This is a genomic window from Streptomyces kunmingensis (genome assembly GCF_039533535.1).
Lineage (GTDB): Bacteria > Actinomycetota > Actinomycetes > Streptomycetales > Streptomycetaceae > Streptomyces > Streptomyces kunmingensis.
The window spans coordinates 1-23,547 of the sequence record NZ_BAAATS010000001.1 but is presented as its reverse complement, the minus strand read 5'-3'; the positions used below and the strand labels follow the sequence as shown (position 1 = coordinate 23,547).

Annotated in this window: 23 protein-coding genes; 7 read left to right on the top strand and 16 right to left on the bottom strand. The window is 70.7% G+C overall.

What is annotated here, in order from left to right; all coding sequences use genetic code 11:
* Window positions 1-7 precede the first annotated feature (7 nt).
* Window positions 8-640: a sulfite oxidase-like oxidoreductase gene (locus tag ABD366_RS00110; protein WP_324768391.1), complete on the bottom strand. Its 633-nt coding sequence runs from the start codon at window positions 638-640 to the stop codon at window positions 8-10.
* Window positions 641-815: 175 nt separating this feature from the next.
* On the opposite strand from ABD366_RS00110, the gene bfr reads away from it, so the two are divergent.
* The gene (gene bfr / locus ABD366_RS00105; RefSeq protein WP_324768392.1) at window positions 816-1,295 is read left to right on the top strand and encodes a bacterioferritin; all 480 of its coding nucleotides are present in this window, start codon (window positions 816-818) and stop codon (window positions 1,293-1,295) included.
* Window positions 1,296-1,306: 11 nt separating this feature from the next.
* Here bfr and ABD366_RS00100 read toward each other — a convergent pair whose 3' ends face one another.
* Both ABD366_RS00100 and ABD366_RS00095 read right to left on the bottom strand, forming a co-directional pair.
* The gene (locus ABD366_RS00100; protein WP_324768393.1) at window positions 1,307-1,564 is read right to left on the bottom strand and encodes a (2Fe-2S)-binding protein; all 258 of its coding nucleotides are present in this window, start codon (window positions 1,562-1,564) and stop codon (window positions 1,307-1,309) included.
* 167 nt (window positions 1,565-1,731) lie between these two features.
* Entirely contained in the window at window positions 1,732-3,084 is a 1,353-nt protein-coding gene (locus ABD366_RS00095; RefSeq protein ID WP_324768394.1) for a class II 3-deoxy-7-phosphoheptulonate synthase, read from the bottom strand.
* Window positions 3,085-3,106: 22 nt separating this feature from the next.
* Here ABD366_RS00095 and ABD366_RS43415 point away from each other — a divergent pair, with 22 nt between their 5' ends.
* Complete coding sequence (locus ABD366_RS43415) at window positions 3,107-3,253, top strand: trp operon leader peptide (RefSeq protein ID WP_425576938.1); 147 nt, start codon at window positions 3,107-3,109, stop codon at window positions 3,251-3,253.
* 95 nt (window positions 3,254-3,348) lie between these two features.
* Entirely contained in the window at window positions 3,349-5,289 is a 1,941-nt protein-coding gene (locus ABD366_RS00090) for an anthranilate synthase family protein (protein WP_324768395.1), read from the top strand.
* Here the strand turns inward: ABD366_RS00090 and ABD366_RS00085 are convergent.
* The 5 genes from ABD366_RS00085 to ABD366_RS00065 form a co-directional block, all read right to left on the bottom strand.
* Entirely contained in the window at window positions 5,220-6,236 is a 1,017-nt protein-coding gene (locus tag ABD366_RS00085) for a 2-hydroxyacid dehydrogenase (RefSeq protein ID WP_324768396.1), read from the bottom strand. The two genes, ABD366_RS00090 and ABD366_RS00085, sit on opposite strands and share 70 nt — an antisense overlap.
* 45 nt (window positions 6,237-6,281) lie before the next feature.
* Window positions 6,282-7,310 carry a 6-phosphofructokinase gene (locus ABD366_RS00080; protein WP_324768397.1) on the bottom strand — a complete coding sequence of 343 codons (1,029 nt, stop codon included), beginning with the start codon at window positions 7,308-7,310 and terminating at the stop codon, window positions 6,282-6,284.
* Between the two features lie 52 nt (window positions 7,311-7,362).
* A complete protein-coding gene (locus tag ABD366_RS00075) occupies window positions 7,363-8,055 on the bottom strand; it encodes a response regulator transcription factor (protein WP_324768398.1) in 693 nt (230 codons plus the stop codon).
* Between the two features lie 92 nt (window positions 8,056-8,147).
* Complete coding sequence (macS, locus tag ABD366_RS00070; RefSeq protein WP_324768399.1) at window positions 8,148-9,374, bottom strand: MacS family sensor histidine kinase; 1,227 nt, start codon at window positions 9,372-9,374, stop codon at window positions 8,148-8,150.
* Window positions 9,375-9,415: 41 nt separating this feature from the next.
* On the bottom strand, window positions 9,416-10,186 hold the full coding sequence (locus ABD366_RS00065) for a lysophospholipid acyltransferase family protein (RefSeq protein ID WP_411293684.1): 771 nt from the start codon (window positions 10,184-10,186) through the stop codon (window positions 9,416-9,418).
* A 141-nt stretch (window positions 10,187-10,327) separates the two neighbouring features.
* Here ABD366_RS00065 and ABD366_RS00060 point away from each other — a divergent pair, with 141 nt between their 5' ends.
* Window positions 10,328-11,146 (top strand): alpha/beta hydrolase, encoded by an 819-nt coding sequence (locus ABD366_RS00060; RefSeq protein WP_324768400.1) that lies wholly within the window; start codon window positions 10,328-10,330, stop codon window positions 11,144-11,146.
* A complete protein-coding gene (locus ABD366_RS00055; RefSeq protein WP_411293685.1) occupies window positions 11,139-11,834 on the top strand; it encodes a hypothetical protein in 696 nt (231 codons plus the stop codon). Before ABD366_RS00060 ends, ABD366_RS00055 begins: the two co-directional genes overlap by 8 nt.
* Window positions 11,835-11,855: 21 nt before the next feature.
* Here the strand turns inward: ABD366_RS00055 and ABD366_RS00050 are convergent, their stop codons facing one another.
* The 6 genes from ABD366_RS00050 to ABD366_RS00025 form a co-directional block, all read right to left on the bottom strand.
* On the bottom strand, window positions 11,856-12,602 hold the full coding sequence (locus ABD366_RS00050) for an endonuclease/exonuclease/phosphatase family protein (protein WP_324768401.1): 747 nt from the start codon (window positions 12,600-12,602) through the stop codon (window positions 11,856-11,858).
* Between the two features lie 67 nt (window positions 12,603-12,669).
* Window positions 12,670-13,623, bottom strand: coding sequence for an ROK family glucokinase (locus tag ABD366_RS00045; RefSeq protein ID WP_324768402.1), 954 nt, complete (start codon window positions 13,621-13,623; stop codon window positions 12,670-12,672).
* A gap of 53 nt (window positions 13,624-13,676) precedes the next feature.
* Entirely contained in the window at window positions 13,677-14,135 is a 459-nt protein-coding gene (locus tag ABD366_RS00040; RefSeq protein ID WP_324768403.1) for a DUF5304 domain-containing protein, read from the bottom strand.
* 170 nt (window positions 14,136-14,305) lie between these two features.
* Window positions 14,306-15,424 carry an ArsA family ATPase gene (locus tag ABD366_RS00035; protein WP_324768404.1) on the bottom strand — a complete coding sequence of 373 codons (1,119 nt, stop codon included), beginning with the start codon at window positions 15,422-15,424 and terminating at the stop codon, window positions 14,306-14,308.
* A 54-nt stretch (window positions 15,425-15,478) separates the two neighbouring features.
* On the bottom strand, window positions 15,479-15,970 hold the full coding sequence (locus tag ABD366_RS00030; protein WP_324768406.1) for an SRPBCC family protein: 492 nt from the start codon (window positions 15,968-15,970) through the stop codon (window positions 15,479-15,481).
* Between the two features lie 80 nt (window positions 15,971-16,050).
* Window positions 16,051-16,812 (bottom strand): metallophosphoesterase family protein, encoded by a 762-nt coding sequence (locus ABD366_RS00025; RefSeq protein WP_324768407.1) that lies wholly within the window; start codon window positions 16,810-16,812, stop codon window positions 16,051-16,053.
* 319 nt (window positions 16,813-17,131) lie between these two features.
* On the opposite strand from ABD366_RS00025, the gene ABD366_RS00020 reads away from it, so the two are divergent.
* Window positions 17,132-18,928 (top strand): AMP-dependent synthetase/ligase, encoded by a 1,797-nt coding sequence (locus ABD366_RS00020; protein ID WP_324768408.1) that lies wholly within the window; start codon window positions 17,132-17,134, stop codon window positions 18,926-18,928.
* 319 nt (window positions 18,929-19,247) lie between these two features.
* Here the strand turns inward: ABD366_RS00020 and ABD366_RS00015 are convergent, their stop codons facing one another.
* Window positions 19,248-20,399 (bottom strand): glycosyltransferase family 4 protein, encoded by a 1,152-nt coding sequence (locus tag ABD366_RS00015; RefSeq protein ID WP_324768409.1) that lies wholly within the window; start codon window positions 20,397-20,399, stop codon window positions 19,248-19,250.
* 92 nt (window positions 20,400-20,491) lie between these two features.
* Here ABD366_RS00015 and ABD366_RS00010 point away from each other — a divergent pair, with 92 nt between their 5' ends.
* Window positions 20,492-21,739 (top strand): glycosyltransferase 87 family protein, encoded by a 1,248-nt coding sequence (locus ABD366_RS00010; RefSeq protein ID WP_324768410.1) that lies wholly within the window; start codon window positions 20,492-20,494, stop codon window positions 21,737-21,739.
* Between the two features lie 452 nt (window positions 21,740-22,191).
* Here the strand turns inward: ABD366_RS00010 and ABD366_RS00005 are convergent, their stop codons facing one another.
* Window positions 22,192-23,394, bottom strand: coding sequence for a hypothetical protein (locus tag ABD366_RS00005; RefSeq protein ID WP_324768411.1), 1,203 nt, complete (start codon window positions 23,392-23,394; stop codon window positions 22,192-22,194).
* Window positions 23,395-23,547: the final 153 nt, after the last annotated feature.

The following is a 23,547-nucleotide window of genomic DNA, read 5'->3' as shown; positions in this document are numbered from 1 at the left end:
AGGAGAGCTAAAGCTCAGGCCCTTCCCCCGGAACCTCCTGGTACGAGTACCGCTGCTCCTCCCACGGGTCCCCCACGTTGTGGTACCCGCGCTCCTCCCAGAACCCCCGCCGATCCGCGGTCATGTACTCGACCCCGCGCACCCACTTCGGCCCTTTCCAGGCATACAGGTGCGGCACGACGAGCCGCAGCGGAAACCCGTGCTCGGCGGTGAGCAGTTCCCCGCCTTTGTGGGTGGCGAAAATGGTGCGGTCGGCGACGAAATCGGACAGTCGCAGATTCGAGCTGAACCCGTACTCGGCCCAGACCATCACATGCGTGACGGCGGGATCCGGCGGCGCCAGCTCCAGGATGGTGGAGGCGAGGACTCCGCCCCACTCGGCGGCGAGCATGCTGAACTTGGTGACGCAGTGCAGGTCGCCCACCACGCTCGCGTACGGCAGCGCCGAGAACTCCTCGTGGTTCCAGCAGTGCTTGTCGCCGTCGGCCGTGGCCCCGAAGACCCTGAACTCCCAGCGCTCGGGCCGGAACTTGGGCACCGGTCCGTAGTGCGTGACCGGCCAGCCGCGCTGCAGTCGCTGCCCCGGCGGAAGCTCCGGCTGCACTGCTCCCCCAGACTCGCGACCCACCGGATGACCCATGCCTCCATCCTGACAGACCCCGGGCAGTGGCCATGACCAAGCGGGCCCCGACGGGCCGCAGCCGATCATCGATTCGGGCAACTCCTACTAAGCATGCACTTACTGGACGCATTTCGGCGCCGGTGCAAGGATGCGCGAAACCTGCCGAGTCCACCACGTGGAAGGAGCCTCTGCGATGCAGGGCGACCCCGAGGTCATCGAATTCCTCAACGAGCAGCTCACGGGCGAGTTGACGGCCATCAACCAGTACTGGCTCCACTACCGGATCCAGGACAACAATGGCTGGACCAAGCTCGCGAAGTACACCCGTGCCGAGTCCATCGACGAGATGAAGCACGCGGACAGGCTGACGGAACGAATCCTCTTCCTCGACGCCCTGCCGAACTACCAGCGGCTCTTCCATGTACGGGTCGGGCAGACCGTCACCGAGATGTTCCAGGCCGACCGGCAGGTGGAGGTCGAGGCGATCGACCGCCTCAGGCGCGGCATCGACGTGATGCGGGCCAAGGGCGATGTGACGTCGGCGCGGATCTTCGAGGACATCCTGGAGGACGAGGAGCACCACATCGATTATCTCGATACGCAGTTGGAGCTGATCGAGAAGCTGGGTGAGGCGCTCTACCTGGCGCAGCAGATCGAGCAGCCGGACAGCTAGCAGCCGGACAGCTAGGCCGCGGCGGCCTCGTCCTGGTCGAGACCCTGTTCCTCCGGGTCGGCACCCTGCTCGACATCCCGCTCAACGGCGACGAGCGCGGGCCGGGGATAGCCGCCCCGCCCGAGCAGTGCCTGGATACGGCGTACGCACGACCCGCAGTCGGTGCCGGCCTTGCAGGCGGAGGCTATCTGGCGGGGGGTGCAGGCGCCGCCTTCCGCGTGCCGCTTGACCTGGTCCTCGGTCACACCGAAGCAGTTGCAGACGTACACGCGGGTTCACCTCCCGGCCGGGACTACGGGTGCGCCGTCCCGATTACTCGGTGAGGCTAGCCTAACCATACCCGCCGGGCCTGGAGCGCAAAAGCGCCGTGGGGCGCGGATCCCTGTGATCCGCGCCCCACGGCGTTCGTGCAAGCAAAGCGTCGTTACCGGTGCCGTTACTGGTCCCGGTACATCTCCGCCACCAGGAACGCCAGGTCCAGCGACTGGCTCCGGTTCAACCGCGGGTCGCAAGCGGTCTCGTACCGCTGGTGGAGGTCGTCGACGAAGATCTCGTCGCCGCCGCCCACGCACTCGGTGACGTCGTCACCGGTGAGCTCGACGTGGATGCCGCCCGGGTGCGTGCCGAGCGCCTTGTGGACCTCGAAGAAGCCCTTGACCTCGTCGAGCACGTCGTCGAAGCGACGGGTCTTGTGACCGGAGGCCGCCTCGTACGTGTTGCCGTGCATCGGGTCGGTGATCCAGGCGACGGTCGCGCCGGAGGCGGTGACCTTCTCGACCAGCTCGGGCAGCTTGTCACGGACCTTGTCGGCGCCCATGCGGACGATGAAGGTCAGCCGGCCCGGCTCACGGTCCGGGTCGAGGCGCTCGATGTACTGCAGCGCCTCCTCACTCGTCGTGGTCGGACCGAGCTTGATGCCGATCGGGTTGCGGATCTTCGAGGCGAACTCGATGTGCGCGCCGTCGAGCTGACGGGTGCGCTCGCCGATCCAGACCATGTGGCCCGAGACGTCGTACAGGTTGCCCGTACGCGAGTCGACGCGGGTCAGCGCCGACTCGTAGTCGAGGAGCAGCGCCTCGTGGGAGGCGTAGAACTCGACGGTCTGGAACTCGGCCGGGTCGGTGCCGCAGGCGCGCATGAAGTTCAGCGCGTTGTCGATCTCGCGGGCGAGCTGCTCGTAGCGCTGGCCGGACGGGGACGACTTCACGAAGTCCTGGTTCCAGGCGTGGACCTGGCGCAGGTCGGCGTAGCCGCCGGTGGTGAAGGCGCGCACCAGGTTCAGCGTGGAGGCGGACGCGTGGTACATCCGCTTCAGGCGCTCGGGGTCCGGGATCCGGGCGGCCTCGGTGAACTCGAATCCGTTGACGGAGTCGCCGCGGTAGGTCGGCAGGGTGAGGCCGTCGCGGGTTTCGGTCGGCTTGGAGCGCGGCTTGGAGTACTGGCCGGCGATCCGGCCGACCTTCACGACCGGCACCGAGGCGGCGTACGTGAGTACGGCGCCCATCTGGAGGAGGGTCTTCAGCTTGTTCCGGATGTGATCGGCCGAGACGGCGTCGAAGGCCTCGGCGCAGTCGCCGCCCTGGAGCAGGAACGCCTCTCCCTTGGCGACGGCCGCCAGTCGGGCGCGCAGCTGGTCACACTCGCCGGCGAAGACGAGCGGCGGATACGACTCGAGGTCCGCGATCACATCGCGCAGAGCCTCGGCATCCGGGTACTCGGGCTGCTGCGCCGCGGGCAGGTTTCGCCAGGTGTTGCCAGCGCTCGCGCTGGTCTTAGCGTTCACGGTCACCTCGACAACATTACGGGGTCGCATGGGGCGTCCATCCCTCCGCTCATCTTTTGAGACAGCTGAGAGGCGGGCACCCCATCTGAGCCGGGGTTCGGGTACGGTTGCGCCCATGTTCGCGCAGTTTCTGACCCGCACCTGGTGGTGGACCGCACATCCGGCGGCCCACTGACTGCGCGTTTCTGAATCCGCGAAGGCCGCCCGAGGGGCGGCCTTCAGTGTTTTCCGACACCGGGCTGTTCCTCCCACCGGAAGGAACAGCACCCCATGTCCGTACTCGACATGTCCGTCCTGGACAGACTCCTCACCGACGACCGCCCCTTCGCCCTGCTGCGCAGGCGCACCCCCGGCCGTGACCACGACACCGTCGAGGTCCTGACCGGCCCGGTCCAGGTGCACGACCGGCTCGCGGACATCCCGGAGGGCCTGGCCCTGGTGCCGTTCCGTCAGATCAGGGAGCGCGGTTTCGACGTCCGCGACGACGGCACGCCGCTGGCGGTCCTCACCCCCGAGGAGACGTACGAGATCCCGCTCGCCGAGGCCCTCGAACGGCTGCCGCGGCACGAGGTCCGCGTCCGGGACGGCGGTTTCGACGTCGACGACACCACGTACGCCGGGATCGTCGGGCGTGTCCTGGAGGACGAGATCGGCCGCGGCGAGGGCGCGAACTTCGTGATCCGGCGGACGTACGAGGGTGAGATCCCGGGCTTCTCCCGCAAGGACGCGCTCGCCCTGTTCCGGCGGCTGCTCGTCGGCGAGCGGGGCGCGTACTGGACGTTCGTCGTGCACACGGGTGAGCACGCGGGCGGGCGGACGCTGGTCGGCGCGAGTCCGGAGGTGCATGTGCGGATGTCGGGCGGCACGGTCGTCATGAACCCGATCAGCGGAACGTACCGCTACCCGGCCGCCGGACCGACCCCCGACGACCTGCTCGCCTTCCTCGCCGACGGCAAGGAGATCGAGGAGCTGTCGATGGTCGTCGACGAGGAGCTGAAGATGATGTGCACCGTCGGTGACAGGGGCGGTGTCGTCGTCGGGCCGCGGCTGAAGGAAATGGCTCATCTCGCCCATACGGAGTACGAGTTGCGGGGAAAGTCGAGCCTTGATGTGCGGGAGGTGCTGAAGGAGACGATGTTCGCGGCGACCGTCACCGGCTCGCCCGTGCAGAACGCGTGCCGGGTCATCGAGCGCCACGAGGTGGGCGGGCGCGGGTACTACGCCGGTGCGCTCGCCCTTGTCGGCCGGGACGCGGGCGGCGCGCAGACCCTGGACTCCCCCATCCTCATCAGGACCGCCGACATCGACGCGGCCGGGCGCCTTCGGGTGCCGGTCGGCGCGACGCTCGTCCGCGGTTCGGACCCGGCGGGCGAGGTCGCGGAGACGCACGCGAAGGCGGCCGGGGTGCTGGCCGCGCTCGGGGTGCGCCCGGGACGTCCGCGTGAGGAGTCCACGCGGCCCGCGCTCGCCGACGACCCGCGGGTACGGGCGGCGCTCGACGGACGCCGCGCGGCCCTTGCCCCGTTCTGGCTGCGGATGCAGGACCCCGGCCGGCACAGCGAGGAGCGGGCCGGGCACGCGCTGGTCGTCGACGGCGAGGACACCTTCACCGCGATGCTGGCGCACGTGCTGCGCTCGGCGGGCCTCGACGTGTCGGTGCGGCGCTACGACGAGGAAGGGCTGCGGGAGGCGGTCCTCGCGCACGAGGGCCCGGTGGTCCTCGGCCCGGGCCCCGGTGACCCGTCCGATCTCACCGATCCGAAGATGCGGTTCCTGCGGTCGCTGACGGCCGAGGTGCTCCGCGGCCACCGGTACGGCGTGCTCGGCGTCTGCCTCGGGCACGAGCTGATCGCGGCCGAGCTGGGTCTGGAGATCGTCCGCAAGGACGTGCCGTACCAGGGGGCGCAGACCGGCATCGAGCTGTTCGGGCGGGCCGAGACCGTCGGGTTCTACAACAGTTTCGTGGCCCGCTGCGACGACGACGCGGCGGTGGAGCTGGCCGCGCACGAGGTCGAGGTCAGCCGGGACGCGGCCAGCGGCGAGGTGCACGCCTTGCGCGGTCCGGGCTTCGCCGGGGTGCAGTTCCACCCGGAGTCGGTGCTGTCGCTGCGCGGCGCCGGGATCGTACGGGAACTGCTCGCTCAGCTCGCCGGGAGCGACGGCGCTTCGGCCGGGACCAGCACGTTCTCGGAGCGGCGGCCCGCGCGGTAGTCCAGGACGTTGCGGACCGTGGTGTCGATGATCTGCCCGACCGCGTCCACGGTGTAGTACGCCTGGTGCGAGGTGACCAGGACGTTCGGGAAGGTGACGAGGCGGGCCAGGGTGTCGTCGTCGACGGCCTCCAGGGACTTGTCGAGGAAGAACAGGCCCGCCTCGGCCTCGTACACGTCGAGGCCGACGCCGGTGAAGCGGCCCGCGCGCAGTTCGGCGACGAGGGCCTTGGTGTCGACGAGGCCGCCGCGGCTGGAGTTGACGAGGATCGCGTCGTCCTTCATCGCGCGCAGCGCGGCGGCGTCGACGATGTGCTCGGTGGAGGGCAGCAGCGGGACGTGCAGGCTGATCAGGTCGGCCTCGGCGAAGATCCGGTCCTTGTCGACGTACTTCATGCCGAGGGCCACGCATTCCGGGTTCTCGGCGACGTCCCAGCCCAGCAGGTTCATGCCGAAGCCGTGCGCGATGCGGGTGAAGGCCTCGCCGATCTTGCCGGTGCCGAGGACGCCGACGGTGCGGCCGCGCAGGTCGCGGCCGAGCAGGCCGTCTAGGCGGAAGTCGAAGTCCCGGGTGCGGTTGCCGGCCCGGACGATACGGCGGTTGACGGCCATCGCGAGGGTCCACGCGAACTCGGCGACCGAGTACGGCGAGTAGTACGAGACCCTCGCGACGGTGAGCCCGAGGCGCTCCGCGACCTCCAGGTCGATGTTGTTGAAGCCCGTGGAGCGCTGGGCGATCATCTGCGTGCCGCCGGCGGCGAGGCTCTGCAGCACCCGGTTGTTCAGGGTCGCGTTGACGCTGGTGGAGATGATCTCGTAGCCGGCGGCGATGGGAGCGGTGTCCTCGTTGAGAAAGACGTCCAGACAGCGGACGTCGTGGTGCCCCTCGAAGGCCTTCTCGATCAGGGGCTTCTCGTCGGATTGCACACCAAATGCGAGGATCTCCATATCCGCGAGTCTAGGCCGCTCACGCCCCTCCGGCACCAGCCGACCTCAGCCGAAGAAGACCCCCACCTCCTCGTACAGGCCCGGATCCACCGTCTTCAAACGGGCCGTCGCCTCGGCGATGGGCACGCGGACGATGTCCGTGCCGCGCAGCGCGACCATCTTGCCGAAGTCCCCGTCACGGACCGCGTCGATCGCGTGCAACCCGAATCGCGTGGCGAGCCAGCGGTCGAACGCCGACGGGGTTCCGCCGCGCTGCACGTGACCGAGGACCGTGGTGCGGGCCTCCTTCCCGGTCCGCTTCTCGATCTGCTTCGCGAGCCACTCCCCCACACCGGAAAGCCGCACATGCCCGAAGGAGTCCAGCGACTCGTCCTTGAGGACCACCTCACCGTCGCGTGGCATCGCCCCTTCGGCGACCACGACGATCGGCGCGTACGAGGACGTGAAGCGGGAGGTGACCCAGTCGCAGACCTGGTCGAGGTCGAAGCGCTGTTCGGGGATGAGGATGACGTTGGCGCCGCCGGCCAGGCCCGAGTGCAGGGCGATCCAGCCCGCGTGGCGGCCCATGACCTCGACGACCAGGACCCGCATATGGGACTCGGCCGTGGTGTGCAGGCGGTCGATCGCCTCGGTCGCGATGCCGACGGCCGTGTTGAAACCGAAGGTGTAGTCGGTGCCGGACAGATCGTTGTCGATGGTCTTCGGTACGCCGACGGCCTTGACGCCGTAGTCGTCGGTGAGGCGGGCGGCGACACCCAGGGTGTCCTCGCCGCCGATCACGATGAGCGCCTCGACGCCCTCCTCGGTCAGGTTCTCCTTGACGCGGCGGATGCCGTTCTCCGCCTGGAGGGGGTTGGTGCGCGAGGAGCCGAGGATGGTGCCGCCGCGCGGCAGGATGCCGCGCACCGCCGGGATGTCGAGCCGCATGGTGTCGCCCTCGAGGGGACCGCGCCAGCCGTCCCGGAAGCCGACGAAGTCGTAGCCGTACTCCTGCACGCCCTTGCGGACGATGCCCCGGATGACGGCGTTGAGCCCGGGGCAGTCGCCGCCGCCGGTCAGTACTCCGACCCTCATCACGTAACTCCCTTGTCACGGTGAGCAGTTGAAGCAACTGTGCCGCGCGGGGTCACGCGTCGTCCAGACCCCGTTCGATCGCGTACCGGACGAGCTCCACGCGGTTGTGGAGCTGGAGCTTGCCCAGGGTGTTCTGGACGTGGTTCTGCACCGTGCGGTGCGAGATGACCAGGCGCTCCGCGATCTGCTTGTAGCTCAGCCCCTTGGCGACCAGGCGCAGCACCTCCGTCTCCCGGTCGGTGAGCTGGGGCGCCTTGGGTTCGTCGGTGTCGGCGGCCGGGGCGGGTTCGGAGGCGAGGCGGCGGTACTCGCCGAGGACGAGACCGGCGAGGCCCGGGGTGAACACCGGGTCGCCGACGGCCGTGCGGCGCACCGCGTCGATCAGTTCGTCGGTGGACGCGGACTTCAGTAGATATCCGGTCGCGCCGGACTTGACCGCCTCCAGGACGTCGGCGTGCTCGCCGCTCGCCGACAGGACCAGGACCCGCAGCGCCGGGTCGGCGCCGACGAGTTCCTTGCAGACCTGGACGCCGGGCTTGGCCGGCAGGTTCAGGTCGAGGACGAGGACGTCGGGCCTCGCGGCCCGCGCCCGGCGCACCGCCTGCTCGCCGTCGCCCGCCGTGGCGACGACGTCGAAGCCGGCCGCGGCCAGGTCGCGGGCGACGGCGTCGCGCCACATCGGATGGTCGTCGACCACCATGACTCTGATCGTGGTCCGTCCGCCGTCGGTCTGCTGCTCGCTCATCGCTCCGGTCCTGCCTTCCCCCGTGATGACACTGATGTCACTGATATCGCTGATGCCACTGCTGTCACTGCTGTCACTGCTGCCGCAGCTGATCATTTCTTCTTCGGTACGTTCAGTTCGACCTCGGTGCCCTGTCCGGGTACCGAGATCCATTCGGCGGTGCCGCCGATGTCGCGCAGCCGGCCCCGGATGGACTGGGCGACACCGAGTCGGCCCTCTCCCTCGGCCTGGGCGAGCCGGCCCTCCGGGATGCCGGGCCCGTCGTCCCGTACGGTCACGATCACCGCGTCCGGATCGTCCTCGACCAGGATCCACGCGTACGCGTCCGCGCCCGCGTGCAGCCGCACGTTGTCCAGAGCTGCGCTGACGGCGGCGGCCAGTTCGCGGGCCGCGGCGGGTGGCATCAGGACGGGAGCGCCCGGTTCGGAGAAGGTGACCCGCGCGCCCGCGTGCCCGGCGAGCAGGGGCCGCAGATCGCGGGGGCCCGCGCTGTCGGCGTCGGCGGGGTCCCCGGCGCGGTCCGGTTCGTCGACGGCGCGGACGACGGCGCCCAGCGCGGCGTCCTCGGAGGCACGGGACGCCGGGGACAGGCCGCCGGCCACCAACGTGCGCAGCGCGACCTCCTGTTCGCCCGCCATCCGGCCGATCTCGGCGGCCTCGCCGCCCAGTGCGTTGCCCCGCCGCTGCACCATGGCGAGGACCTGGAGGACGCTGTCGTGGATGTCGCGGGCCAGACGCTCCCGCTCCCGGGTGGCGGCCTCGATCTCCAGGGCGCGGGCGAGGGTGCGCTCGGAGGCGCGGGCCACCTCGACGACGTAGCCGATGGCGATGGACGCGATGCAGACCAGGAGCACGTTGTGCAGGGTGCTGCGGCTCAGGTCGCCGCGCTGGATCACGTTGGCGACGCCGATGAACAGGGACGCGGAGGCCGCCCAGCGCCAGCCGCCCTTGAGCGCCCAGGCGAGGACCGCGCCCGCCGTCCATATCGAGGGCAGGGTCGAGCCGCCGGTGACGGCCCGCTCGTGGCCCGCGACCGGTGACAGCAGGATGCCGACGACGGCGACCGTCAGGTCGGCGGTGAGGAACCGCTTGGTGCAGCGCCGGGCGCCGGACACCTGCGGCAGTGTCGCGAGCGTCCACACCGCCAGGACGGCGAAGTAGGCGATGGCGACCCAGGGCCGCTCGTACACCTCGTAGGCGGAGGCGAAGAGGCCGATCGCGTACAGCATGGTGAGCACGCGGTAGCCCATCAGGGCACGCCACAGCGGCTGCTCCACCGACATCCGTACGACCCGCTCGCGCCTGACCGTGCTCCCCATGTCCCCCACCGTCCCCCGTGCCGGCACCGCGCGCGACGCGGTCAGGCGCCGCTCCGCTCCTTGTGCGCTTCCCGCTCGGCCTTCTCGGCCTTCTCCTGCTCGGCCTTCGCCGCCTTCTCCGCCTTCGCCGCGTCGGCGATCTGCCGCTTGGCGGCGGTCGCGTAGATGTCGACGTACTCCTGGCCGGAAAGCTTCATGATTTCGTACATGACCTCGTCGGTCACCGCCCGCAGCACGAACCGGTCGTTCTCCATGCCCTGGTAGCGGGTGAAGTCGAGCGGCTTGCCGATGCGGATGCCGGGGCGCATGAGCTTCGGCATCACCTTGCCCGGCGGCTGGATCTTCTCCGTGTCGATCATGGCGACCGGGATGACGGGGGCGCCGGTGGCCAGCGCCACGCGGGCCAGACCGCCGGGCTTGCCGCGGTACAGGCGCCCGTCGGGTGAACGCGTGCCCTCGGGGTAGATACCGAACAGCTCGCCGCGCTCCAGCACCTCGATGCCGCTCTTGATGGCGGCCTCACCGGCGCCGCGCGAGCCCGAGCGGTCCACCGGGAGCTGACCGACGCCCTTGAAGAAGGCGGCCGTCAGCTTGCCCTTCACGCCGGGCGTGGTGAAGTACTCCGCCTTCGCGATGAACGTGACCTTGCGGTCGAGGACGGCCGGCAGGAAGAACGAGTCGGAGAAGGAGAGGTGGTTGCTGGCCAGGATCGCGGCCCCCTCGGCGGGAATGTTCTCCATGCCCTCCACCCATGGCCTGAAGCCGAGCCTCAGCGGCCCCCCGATGGCCACCTTCATTGCGCCGTAGATCAACCCACTGCCTTCCCTCGTCCGAGGTTCAGACCTTAACCCGCGGGGCCGCTCAGGGGCCCGACGACCCTGGTCGGTGTCAGTCCGGTCGCGTACGGTGAAGTGCACGTCCCGCTGCTCCTCTTCACGAACTGGAGACCGAAGGTGCCGCTCCTTCCCGGAGCCGAGCCGTACCGCCACGAAGGCGGCGAGATCGGCGTCCTCCTCTGTCACGGCTTCACCGGATCCCCCCAGTCACTGCGGCCCTGGGCGGAGTATCTGGCCGAGCAGGGGCTGACCGTCTCGCTCCCGCTGCTGCCCGGGCACGGCACCCGCTGGGAGAACATGGCGGTCACCGGCTGGCAGGACTGGTACGCGGAGGTGGACCGGGCGCTGCGCGAGCTCACGGAGCGCTGCTCGCAGGTGTTCGTCGCCGGCCTGTCGATGGGCGGCGCCCTCGCGCTGCGCCTCGGGGCCCGGCACGGCGACGAGGTGGCGGGCCTGATCCTGGTGAACCCGGGGAACAAGGTGCACGGGCTGGCCGCGCACGCCCTCCCGGTGGCCCGGCACTTCGTCCGTACGGTCAAGGGCGTCGCCGACGACATCGCCAAGGAGGGCTCGCACGAGATCGGCTACAGCCGCGTGCCGCTGCACTCCGCGCACCAGCTGCGCCGCTTCTTCCGGGTCGTCGACCGTGAACTGCCGCAGGTGACCCAGCCGGTGATGGTGCTGCACAGCCCCCAGGACCATGTGGTGCCGCCCGCCGACTCGGCCCGCGTGCTCAGCCGGATCTCCTCCAGGGACGTCACGGAGATTCTGCTGGAACAGAGCTACCACGTCGCGACGTTGGACCATGACGCGGGCCGGATCTTCGAGGAGAGCTACGCGTTCATCGGGCGGCTCGCCCCCAGTGTCGGCAAGACCCCCAGCGAGGGCGTGAGCAGCCCCGGCGAGGGCGCGGAAGGGACGGCCAGCGGTGGCTGAGCAGGAGCGACGGGAGCCCGAGAGCCCCGACAGCCCGGACGGCGGCGAGGGCCGCGAGCCCGAGGCGGCCGGCACCGGGCCGTCGCGGCCGGACCCGGAGGAGCAGGGAGCGATCCCGGTCGACGAGGACGCGGTGTGGGCGCAGATCGTCGCCGGGTACGGGGAGGAGCCGCCGGACCCGCCGGGCGCCAAGCCGTTCAAGTCGGTGGAGGACCTGGCCCTTCTGGAGCCGGAGACCAATACGACGGCGCCGCCGGACCGGGACCGGACCGACGGCGAGCCGAAGGACGAGGCGGACGGGAAGCCGAGGAAGGACGCCGGGAAGGCCGGGGGCCCGCTCGGCTCGTCGGTCTCCTTCGCCCCGGGCGTCGGCGCCGCCCCGGGCCCCCGGGACCACTCGGTCGCGGAGCCGTCCGACAGCGACTTCGACGCGGACGACGAGGGCCACTTCGTGCCGCCGGAACCGCCGCCGCTCCCGGCGAGCGATGTCACGGCCCGGTTCGCGTGGCTGGCCGTGATCGGCGGCCCGGTGCTGCTGCTCCTGTCCGTGCTGCTCGGCTGGTCGATGACGTGGTGGCTGGCGACGCTCTGCGTCGGCGGCTTCCTCGGCGGCTTCGCCACGCTGGTCGCGCGGATGAAGTCGGACGAGGACGAGGACGACGACCCGGGCCGCGGGGCCGTCGTCTGACGAGTGTCTTCAAGCCTGTCCTCAGCGGGCGGCGGGAATTCTGAGGGCGGCCAGGACCGGCAGATGGTCCGTGGCCGCCCTCAGCTCGTGTGCGGGCAGCCCGGGCGGGACGCCGCAGCCGAGGATCTCGACGCCCTTGGTGGTGAGAATCGCGTCGATACGCTGATGGGGGTCGTCCGGGGTCGAGGTGTACTCGCTGCCCCAGGGGCGGGTCGCCCAGGCGTCGTTCAGGACGGCGGCGAGGCGGCGGAAGGTGCGTCCGTCGGGGCGCTCGTTGAGATCGCCGCCCACGACGGCGTGCTCGACACCCATCGTCTCGATCTGTTCGAGCAGCAGGCCGCCCTGCGCGTACCGCTCGTCCTTCTGCAGGCTCAGGTGACAGCTGACGACGCCGAGCCGGGCGCCGCCGAAGCGGACGACGGCGGTGGCGAAGCCGCGCCGGTGCAGCCCGGGTGTGAGCGGCAGCAGCACATCCTCGGTGCGCTCCACCGTCGCCCGCAGCGAGCACAGCAGGGCCGGGCCCGCCGCGCTGCCGCCGCCGGAGAGGATCACCAGGTCCGCGGCGCGGGCGAGCCGGGCGAGTTTCTTGCGCCAGCGGAAGAAGCGCGGCGCCTCCTGGATCAGGACCAGGTCGGGAGCGCAGGCCTTCATGACGCGGGCCAGGGCGACGGGATCGTCACGCATCGAGCGGATGTTGTAGCTGAGGACGCGGATGACGGCCGAACCGTCGGCCTCGGTAAGGGAGTTGGGGAGCGAGCCGGAGTCCATGACGATCAAGATACGCCGGTGCCCGCCGCCCCCGGGGGGAACGACGGGCACCTGGAGCGCATTGGTCCTACATCACCGGGTCGGGCTCCCGCGCCAGGTCGGCCGCGCCGACCATGCCCGCCTTGTTGCCGAGCTGGGCCGCGATGACGTCGGCCACCGGCCGCCAGTTTCCGCCGACCAGCCAGCGCTTGTAGGACTTGCGGATCGGGTCGAGGACCAGCTCGCCCTCGTCCGACAGACCGCCGCCGACGATGAACGCCGAGGGGTCGAAGAGCGAGGCGAGGTCCGCCAGACCGGCGCCGGCCCAGCGGGCCAGCTCACGGTAGGAGTCCACGGCGACCAGGTCGCCCTGGCGGGCGGCCATGGAGATGTGCTTGCCCTCGATGCCGTCGGGGGTGCCGTCGCCGAGCGAGAGCAGGTACTCCGCGTTCTCCGGCGTCGCGTTCGCCCGCTGCTTGGCGTAGCGGACCAGGGCCCGCCCGGAGGCGTACTGCTCCCAGCAGCCCTGCGAGCCGCAGCCGCACAGCAGGCCGTCCGGCACCATGCGGATGTGGCCGAACTCGGCGGCGACGCCGAAATGCCCGCGGCGCAGCTTGTTGCCGATGATGATGCCGCCGCCGAGGCCCGTGCCGAGGGTGATGCAGATGACGTTGCGGTGGCCCTTGCCGGCCCCGAACTTGTACTCGCCCCAGGCCGCCGCGTTCGCGTCGTTCTCGACGACGACGGGCAGGTCGACGCGGTGCTCGACCTTCTCCTTCAGCGGCTCCTGGCGCCAGTCGATGTTCGGCGCAAAGTACACGGTGGAGCGCTGACGGTTGACGTAGCCGGCGGCACCGATGCCCACGCCCACGATCTCGTGCCCGGCCCTGGCACCTTCCACGGCCGAGGCGATCGCGTCCACGATCCCGTCAGGCGTGGAAGGCGTCGGCACCTTGAACGTGGAGAGGATGTTGCCCTCCTCGTCGACCACGCCGGCCGCGATCTTCGTGCCGCCGATATCGACGCCGATGGTGAGTCCCATGAATCCCTCAGTTCGGTCGAGCCCCGCTAGGGCCCACCGTACCTGAGCGATGTTCAGTCCAGGTCGATGTGTTCTCCGTCGGGGCCTTCGTCCCGACCCTCGGACGCGGGGGGCTTGGGGGCCTGGGAGCGCTGGGTCCAGCGGCTCTCCTGGGTCTCGACGGCCGACCGGTAGGCGGCGAGCAGTTCGGAGCCCGCGGCGGCCAGGTGGTCGAAGACGTCGGAGTTGCGCTCGATGAGCGGTTCGACGACGGACCGGGCCTGGCGGACGGCCTGCTTGGCGACCTGCTCGGCGGTGCCCTGCGCGACGGCGCCGAGGAAGGGCGCCTGTATCCCGGAGAGCTTGTCGGTGACGGCGTCGACGAGCTTGCGCAGCTCCTCGGCGGCCGAGCCGGGCGGCGCCCCGTACTCGGCCCGGCGGCGGGCCTTCTCCGCCGCGAGATCCTCGGCGCAGGCCTGCTCCCAGGCGTCGGCGTCGACCTGGGGTGCGGGCTGCTCGGTGGCGTCGCTCATGGCGGCTGACTCCTGCGGAGAGCTGAAAAGGTGCTGAAGCGGTGACGTCTTCGACGGTACCCGAACGGGTGCATGACCTTCACTACCTCGTACAGCGCGAAGTACAGGCCGACGCAGCCCGATGTGCAGCTCTCTACGTGCAGCGCGGTGTTCCGGTCCCGTGCCCGGATTCAGTGCCGGGGCTGCGGCCACAGATCCGGGTCGGGCGCGAACCGTACGCGCAGTTCGCCGTCGACGAGCCCGGCTCCGGCCACGGTGCAGCGGCGGGGCGCGGAGGGCAGCGGAACGATACGGCGGAACGGTCCCGCCCCGACGACGATCTCGTCGCCGCGCCGGATCAGCGTGAGCTCCTCGCGCACGGCGCCGGGCAGCGGGATCCGCCACACCAGTACACCGTCGTCGGCGAGCCGGTCCTCGACGGGCCAGGGGGCGCGGGGCGCGGGGGCGCCGGGAAGCGGCACATCGAGCCCCGCGAGGTCGTCGGCGCGCGGGTCCCGGCCGAGGTGGGGTATCTCGTACGCCCCCTGCCACTGGGCGGTGATCTTGCGCTGGCGGGCCGCGGCGTCGGCCAGCCACGGGTCGGTGGATCCGTCGGGCAGCACGCGGTTGGCGATCAGCGTCTCGGTGCGCAGTCCGTGCAGGGCGAGGCCGGTGCCGGTGGTGCGCAGGATCTCGTCGGCGGCCTGGGTGGGTTCGGCGACGAGGCGTACGAGCGTGCTGTCGGCGTCGATCACGGCCTGGGCGGCGGCGAGTTCGGCGTCCCAGCGGGCCACGGCCTCGTACAGCCCCTCGGTGGGCATCGGTACGCCCGCGAGGCGGCCGAGGACCGGGCGCAGGGCGCGGGCCGCCTGGCGTTCGGCGGGCAGCAGGCGGCGCAGGTAGCGGCGCAGTTGTCCGGGGAGGGCGAGGACGGCGACGGCGCGCGGGGCCGGCGGCAGGTCGACGACGACCAGGTCGTGGGGGTGCTCGGCGCTCTCGGCGCTGTCCCGCAGGGCGCGCAGCAGTGCGAGTTCGTCGCTGCCGGGCAGCGGGGTGAGCTCGTCGGCGTCGAGCCGGGCGGCCCCGAGCAGGTCGAGCGCGGAGCGGGCCCGGTCCTGAAGGGCCAGCAGATCGTCACGGAACCCGTCGGCGGGGGCGAGCCTGGTGACGGTGACACCGGGCAGCTCCGCCACGGTGTCACCGGTGATCAGGTGCGTGCGCAGCCCTTCTCCGGCGGCCTTCAGGGCGGTGGCGGCGGCGACGGTGGTGCGGCCGGAACCGCCTGGGCCGGTTACGAGGAGGGTGCGCATGACGTTCGAGGCTACTGTGCCGGGGCCACGGGGCTCCGCCCCGGACCCCGCTCCTCAATCGCCGGAGGGGCTTGAGGGACCGGAGGGGCTTGAAGGACCGGAGGGGCTTGAGGGACCCGTCTCCACGCGCTTCTTCAGGCCGGCCAGCGCGCGGTCGATGATGACCTTCTCGGCCTTGCGCTTGATCATCCCGAGCATGGGGATCTTCACGTCGACGGTCAGCGAGTAGGTGACCTCGGTCCCCGTACCCGCCGGCTTCAGCACGTACGAACCGTCGAGCGAGCGCAGCATCTGCGACTTCACGAGCGTCCAGGAGACCTCGTTCGCGCCGGTCCAGGTGTACTTGAGGGTCTGGTCGTCCTTGATCGCGCCGGCGTCCATGACGAGTCGGACCTGCTCGGCGCGGCCCGCGTCGTCCGTCGCGAGGACCTCGGACTCCTTCACCTCGCCCGTCCAGTCCGGGTAGCGGGCGAAGTCGGCGATCACCCCCATGACATCGGCCGGTGCCGCCTCGATCGTGATGCTCGAGCTGGTGTGTTCCGCCATCGCGGTGGCTCCTCCAGATGCGGTCCGGCGTGCATGCGTGTGTCTCGCGTGCAGGCTACCGCGCGTGAGCGGCCCCGCCGTCACCACTCCAGGGCCCAGGGCCGGCCCGTGCTCGCGAAGTGGCCGACATTCACGCACTCCGTGGCACCGATCCGCATGCGCCGGGCGAGCGGCTGGTGGACGTGGCCGAAGAGCGAATAGCGGGGCCGGGTGCGGCGGATGGCCTCCAGGACCGCCCGGCTGCCGCGCTCGAAGCGCCGCGCCACCGTGTCGTACACCAGCTCGGGAACTTCCGGCGGAATGTGCGTGCAGAGCACGTCGACCTCGCCGACGGCCTCGATCTTGGCGGCGTACTCCTCGTCGGGGATCTCGTACGGGGTGCGCATCGGGGTGCGCAGGCCGCCGCCGACGAATCCGAAGACCCAGCCGCCGATCTCGACCCGCTCCCCGTCGAGCACGGTGGTGCCGGGGCCCGCGTACTCACTCCACAGGCGGGGCATGTCGACATTGCCGTAGGTGGCGTACGTCGGAGAGGGGAAGGCCGCGAACATCTCCGCATACTGCTTCCGCACCGCTTTTTCGATGGCGGGGCCGCGGTCGATGCCCGCCCAGAGCGTAGTTCCGAGGGCCCGTGCCTCCTCGAAGCGGCGGGCGGTGCGCAGCTCTACGATGCGGTCGGCGTTCTCGACTCCGAACAAGTCGGGAAAAATGCCGCGCGAGTGATCGGCGTAATCGAGGAAGAGGACCAGGTCACCGAGGCAGACGAGGGCATCGGCCCCGTCTTTGGCCCGTGCGAGGTCGGTGGAGTTTCCGTGCACATCGCTGACCACATGTACGCGCATGCGATCACCCTAAATCGCGGGCCTTAAGGTCGGTAGAGGGGGCCGGACCTGCGGTTACTTCCCAGTCGGGAAACGCCTGGACTACTCTGCGCACAGCACCGCCGTGACGTGTGACGCAGCGAACATCTGGCCCGGACCCCCTACCGAAAAAGCCATACCGGTGGGTAACGTCCGGGCAGTCCAGTCGTGCTCAGTTCAATCAATGTGTCCGTCGGCACCCAAAGGTCCGGCGCCACGTTCTGAGCACCTGCCCGATCTTGGACCGCACCGACGCATCGCACAGAGTCGTGGCGCCGGCGCCTTATGAGGAGCAGCAGTCTTGCGCGAGTTCAGCCTTCCGGCTTTGTACGAGGTCCCCGCGGACGGCAATCTGACCGACATCGTCCGCAGAAACGCCGCGCAGCATCCGGACGTCGCCGTCATCGGCCGCAAGGTCGGCGGCACCTGGACGGACATCACCTCCGTCCAGTTCCTCGCCGAGGTGCAGGCCGCCGCCAAGGGCCTCATCGCCTCCGACGTGCGACCGGGCGACCGGATCGCCCTCATGTCCCGTACGCGCTACGAGTGGACGCTGCTCGACTTCGCGATCTGGAGCGCCGGCGCGATCACCGTCCCCGTGTACGAGACCAGCTCGGCCGAGCAGATCCAGTGGATCCTCGGGGACTCCGGCGCCGTCGGCATCCTCGTCGAGTCCGACGCGCACGCCGCGGCCGTCGCCTCCGTACGCGACCGGCTGCCGGGACTCCGGCACGTCTGGCAGATCGACGCGGGCGGCGTCGAAGAGCTGAACCGCATCGGCGCCGAGATCCCCGACGCGACCGTGAACGAGCGCAGCGGCGTGGCCAAGGCCGACGACCCGGCCACCATCGTCTACACCTCCGGCACCACCGGCCGCCCCAAAGGCTGCGTGCTGACCCACCGCAGCTTCTTCGCGGAGTGCGGCAACGTGGTGGAACGGCTGAAGCCCCTGTTCCGCACGGGCGAGTGTTCGGTACTGCTGTTCCTTCCCGTCGCCCACGTCTTCGGCCGCCTGGTCGAAGTGGCGTCCTTGATGGCTCCGATCAAGCTGGGGCATGCCCCGGACATCAAGCACCTCACCGACGAACTGGCCGCCTTCCGGCCCACCCTGATCCTCGGTGTGCCGCGCGTCTTCGAAAAGGTCTACAACTCGGCGCGCGCCAAGGCGCAGGCCGACGGCAAGGGCAAGATCTTCGACAAGGCCGCCGACACCGCGATCGAGTACAGCCGCGCGCTCGACACCCCCAAGGGGCCCTCGCTCGCCCTCAAGCTCAAGTACAAGACGTTCGACAAACTGGTCTACAGCAAGCTCCGCGCCGTCCTCGGCGGCCGCGGCGAGTACGCCATCTCGGGCGGAGCCCCGCTGGGCGAGCGCCTCGGACACTTCTTCCGCGGCATCGGCTTCACCGTCCTCGAAGGCTACGGACTCACCGAATCCTGCGCCGCCACCGCCTTCAACCCGTGGGACCGCCAGAAGATCGGCACGGTCGGGCAGCCGCTGCCGGGGTCCGTGGTCCGCATCGCCGACGACGGCGAAGTACTGCTCCACGGCGAGCACCTGTTCACCGGCTACTGGAACAACGAAGGTGCTACGGAAGAAGCCCTCGCCGACGGCTGGTTCCACACCGGCGACATCGGCACCCTCGACGAGGACGGCTACCTCCGGATCACCGGGCGCAAGAAGGAGATCATCGTGACCGCCGGCGGCAAGAACGTCGCCCCGGCCGTCATCGAGGACCGCATCCGTGCGCATGCGCTCGTCGCGGAGTGCATGGTCGTCGGCGACGGGCGGCCGTTCGTCGGGGCGCTCGTCACCATCGACGAGGAGTTCCTCGGCAAATGGGCCTCCGACCACGGCAAGCCGGCGGGCTCGAGTGTCGCTTCCCTGATGGGCGACGCGGATCTGCTCGCCGCCATTCAGACAGCCGTGGACGACGGCAACGCGGCGGTGTCCAAGGCCGAGTCGGTCCGTAAGTTCCGGGTTCTCGGAGCGCAGTTCACGGAGGAGTCGGGGCATCTGACTCCGTCGCTGAAGCTGAAGCGGAATGTTGTGGCGAAGGACTACGCGGACGAGATCGAGGCGATCTACCGGGGTTGAGGGCGCGCCCCGACGCCGCGTCCCCGGCTGCGTTTTACGCGGCTGCGCTTTACGGGGCTGCGAGCTGTCCGGGGCTGCCCCGATCGCGCCGTTCCCCGCGCCCCTAGGGGGTTGCGGCTGCGGGGCGGTGGTTCTCGCGGTCCTGGAGTCTGCGGGGCCGTCGTGCTTTGGCGCTGGGGCGTGGGGCGCATCTTGTGCGCCCCTTGAGATGGTGCACGAAGTGCGCATCTCAAGGGGCGCGGGGAACTGCGCGAGAAGCCCCACCGGCCCGCAGCCGAAGTACGCCTCTCAGGGGCTCGGGGAACTGCGAAAACACCCCCTACAACAACCCCCGCAACCTCTCCGCCAGCAGATCCCAACGCCACCGCTCCTGAACCCAGGCCCGCCCCCGCTCCCCCATCCGCCCCCGCAACTCCGCATCGCCCAACAACGCCACGATGCGATCCGCCGCCTCCTCGGGGACACCACCCCGGACGACCCACCCCGTCTCCCCGTCGAGCACCGCGTCCGGCGCACCCCCCGAGTCCCCCGCCACCACAGGCAGCCCCGTCGCGGACGCCTCCAGGTAGACGATGCCGAGCCCCTCGACATCAAGCCCCCCGCGCCGCGTCCGGCACGGCATGGCGAACACATCACCGGCCCCGTAATGCGCGGGCAGCTCCGCCCACGGCACAGCGCCCGTGAAGCGCACGGAGTCGGCGACCCCGGTCTCCCGCGCCAGCCTGCGCAGCTCCTTCTCGTACGGGCCACCGCCCACGATCAGCAGCACCGCGTCCGGCACCGCCGCCAGGATCCGCGGCATCGAAAGGATCAGCGTGTCCTGGCCCTTGCGCGGGACGAGCCGCGAGACACACACCACGACCGGGCGCTCCGACAGCCCGAGACGGACCCGCACCTCGTCACCCCCCGACCCCGGATGAAACGTCTTCTCGTCGACCCCCGGCGGGAGTTGCACCATCCGCCCCGCCGCCGCCGGCGTCAACGCCGCCGCAATCCGCGAACGGGTGTACTCACCGAGGTACGTGATCGTGTCCGTCGACTCACCGATCCGGCGCAACAGGTTCCGGGACGCGGGAAGTTGCGCCCACCCCGCCTCGTGCCCGTGCGTCGTCGCGACGATCCGCCGCGCCCCCGCCCTGCGCAACGCCGGCGCCATCAGGCCGAGCGGTGCGGCCGCCCCGAACCACACCGACGTACAGCCGTGCTCCTGCAGCAGGCCCACCGCGCGCCGGGTCACGCCCGGCGTCGGCAGCAACATCGTCGTACGGTCGCGTACGACGGTGAACGGCTGCTCGGCGTCGAAGGCGGCAGTCGCCTCCGCACCTTCCCGGCCGCGCTTCCACGTCGACGCGTAGACGACGAGCTGCTCCGGGTCCAGGCGCAGCGCCATGTTGTGCAGGAACGCCTGGATGCCGCCGGGCCGGGGAGGGAAGTCGTTGGTCACGACCAGCGTCTTGTTTGTCTTGTGCATCGCCGCAGACAGTACCGAACCCACCCGGCGGAAACCGCCACGCCGCCTCGGTCCATGGCCACCACACAGTTCTTCCCGGCATGATGGTTCGAATGAAGACGCGAAATCCCGCAGCACTCCTTGTCATCTGGGCGTTGACCAGGGCGCTGTTGCTGCTGTGCGTCTTCAAGGTCGTCGTCGTCCCCGGCCCGGACGTCACGAGCGATGTCTCGGTCATCTACCAGGGCTGGTTCGACATCCTGCGCACCGGGACCTTCCCGCTCGACGACGTCACGTGGCAGTACCCGCCCGTCGCGGCCGTCGCGATCCTCTCCCCCGCGCTGCTGCCCTTCCTGTCGTACACGTCGGCCTTCTTCCTGATGGCTTTCCTCGCCGACGCGGTCGTCTTCCTGATGCTCCTGTACGTCGAACGCCGGGGCATGGCGCGGCGCGGCGTATGGGTGTGGGTGGTGGGCCTGCCGCTGCTCGGGCAGACCGTGTACGCGCGCTACGACGTGATGGTCGTCGCCGTCGCCGTCGCGGCGCTGCTGGCGGCCGCCCGGCATCCGAAGGCCTCGGGGGTGATGGCCGCGCTCGGCGCGATGCTCAAGGTGTGGCCGGCGCTGCTGCTGGTCGGCGTTGGGCGGGGGCGGGCGACCCGGGAGTCGTGGGGTGCGGCGGCGCTGACCGCGGGCGGGCTCGCACTCACCTTCGCCGTCGCGATGCCCGGCGCGTTCGCCTTCCTCACCTTTCAGCGTGATCGTGGCACCGAGGTCGAGTCGCTGGGCTCGCTGGTCTTTCACGTGGCGCGGCGGTTCGGCTGGTCGGGCACGGTGCAGCTGAACTACGGGTCGGTGGAGTTCCTCGGTCCGTACGTGGATGTCGTCAGCGTCCTTGCTCAGGGGCTGACCGTGCTCGCCTTCGGGTGGCTGGTGCTGTGGCGGATCCGGGCGCGGGCCTGGGTGTCGGGCACGCAGGCCGACGCTGCCCTGACGGCGGTGCTGCTGTTCACCACGACCAGCCGGGTGATCAGCCCGCAGTACATGCTGTGGCTGGTCGGTCTCGCGGCCGTGTGTCTGCTGTTCCGCGACAGCCGGATGGCGCTGCCTGTCTGGCTGGTGCTCGCCGCTACGTTCGTGACGTTCTTGGAGTTCCCTCTCTATTTCTCGCATGTGGTGGCCAGTGACACGCTCGGCCTCACACTTCTGCTGGTCCGCAACGGGCTGCTGGTCGCCGCGACGCTGAGCGCCTGCCGTCGCTTGTGGCGGGCGACGGTCACCGAGCCGCGGCATGCCGCCCGGGTTCCGGCGCCGCCGCATCCGGTTCGTGCCGGGTTCAGTGAGGCGGCCAACTCCTCCTGAGTGGGTGGGTTGGGTGGGGCCGGGTCGGTGTACCTCCTCGGCCGGTTCGGTCTCCACCCCCGTTGTCCGCCATAGGCGAGTGGGCCGGGATTGTGTGCCTGCGGAGTCCTGCGGGGGCACACCGACCCGTCCCCACCCGCACGTCTCGTACGTGGCTGCACGCCGGACTCGCCAAAACCCCGCCTGCCTGAGGCAATCCGTCGCCGCCCCCGCCTCGGGCAATCTGCCGCCACCCCCGCCTCGGGCAATCTGCCGCCACCCCCGCCTTGGGCAATCTGCCGCCAGGGGCGGCAGGGTGGGCAAGGCGGCCCCCAGCACCGGGCGCGTCATCACAACCGGCCCCAGCTGCAACGCCGCCAGTGGCACCCACGCGCCGGGCGCGTCACCCCATCAGGCCCCGCCACGACGCCGCCGGCACCCTAGCCCCGGGCACCTCATAGCGGCGGGTCCCTTCAGCTCAGCTCGCCGCGCACATACGCCCGCCAATCCGACAGGAACTCCGCCTCATCGATCCCGAGAACGCTGCGCAGCGCCTCCTCCACCGCCCCGGCCCGCCGCTGATGCCCCCCGACCGCGACATAGAACGCGTTGAGCTTCGCCTCACCCCACCGATCGGCGATCATCCGGCAGGCCAGCCAGCCACTCTCGTAGGCCCGCGCAAGCTTGCTGGAGTCACCGTCGAACCCGAAGTCGGCGTCCTCGGGCAGCGTGCCGGGCGGGGTGCCCTCCCCCACGGCCCGCTGGAGCTCGGGCGCGGCCTGCCCGGCGGTGCGGCCCGTGCCCCGGTACCCCGTCCAGTCCGCGTACCCCTCCGACAGCCACAGCGGCGTCGCAGGCGAGGTCACGGCCCGGGTGGCCACATGCGCGGTCTCGTGCGTGAGGACGACCTGCTTGCCGAAGGCGCCGAGCACCCCGTACGCCTCGGGGTTGATGATCACCCGGTCCGCGGGCGCCGTGCCCGAACCGCCCGCCTCCCCCGTCGTGACGGCCGCGATGCCCTGATAGCCGGAAGCGGGCGAACCCAGCAAGCCGCCCATCCCGTCGAGGGACTCGGGGACCAGGACGACCACCCTGCGCGCCCAGCGGTCCCCCCAGGCATCCGTCACCGCCGGCACCGCGTCGTCCGCGAGCTCGGCGTACGACTCCAGCACCGACCGCTGCTGCCCCACGCCGAGCACGAGGCTGTGCGCGCCCTTCACCGCCGTGACCTTGCCCTGCTCCCACAGCTGCTGCCCGGCCTTGGCCGCGGGCTCGTCGTTCACCACCCGCCAGTGGCCGTCCTCGCGTCGCAGCGTCAGTGTTCGCTCGGCCACCACCGGCGCCTTGTCGTAGCCGTCCACGCGGTAGCGCAGCTCGGTCGTGGCGCTGACGCGGGAGCCCGAGCCTTCGAGCCGGGTGAGCTTGTACGTCCAGGACTCCAGCGGGACCGCCGCCAGGTCGAGCAGCAGGTACGGGTCGGCGCCGCCGGTCGCCCGGTACGCGGCCGCGTCCTTGTCGAGGACGGCCGCCGCCCGCCGGTCCAGGACCCGCTGCACGGCGGCCGAACGGGAGTCCGTACGCGGGCTGTCCGCACCGCACCCGGACAGCCCGACGAGCAGGGCACCGAGTGCCACGAAGCACCCCGCCCTGCGCACCGCACCCCGTCGACCAGCCATCTTCCCGATCGTACGGCGTTCCGCGGCTCTCAGAGCCTGTCTTCGAACCCCCGCCTGCGCCCCGACGGGGGTTCGAAGACAGGCTCTAGACCCAATGCCGTGACTCTGTTGGTGATCTTGTCGGGGTGCTGACGGCGGTCGCTGGCGGTGGTT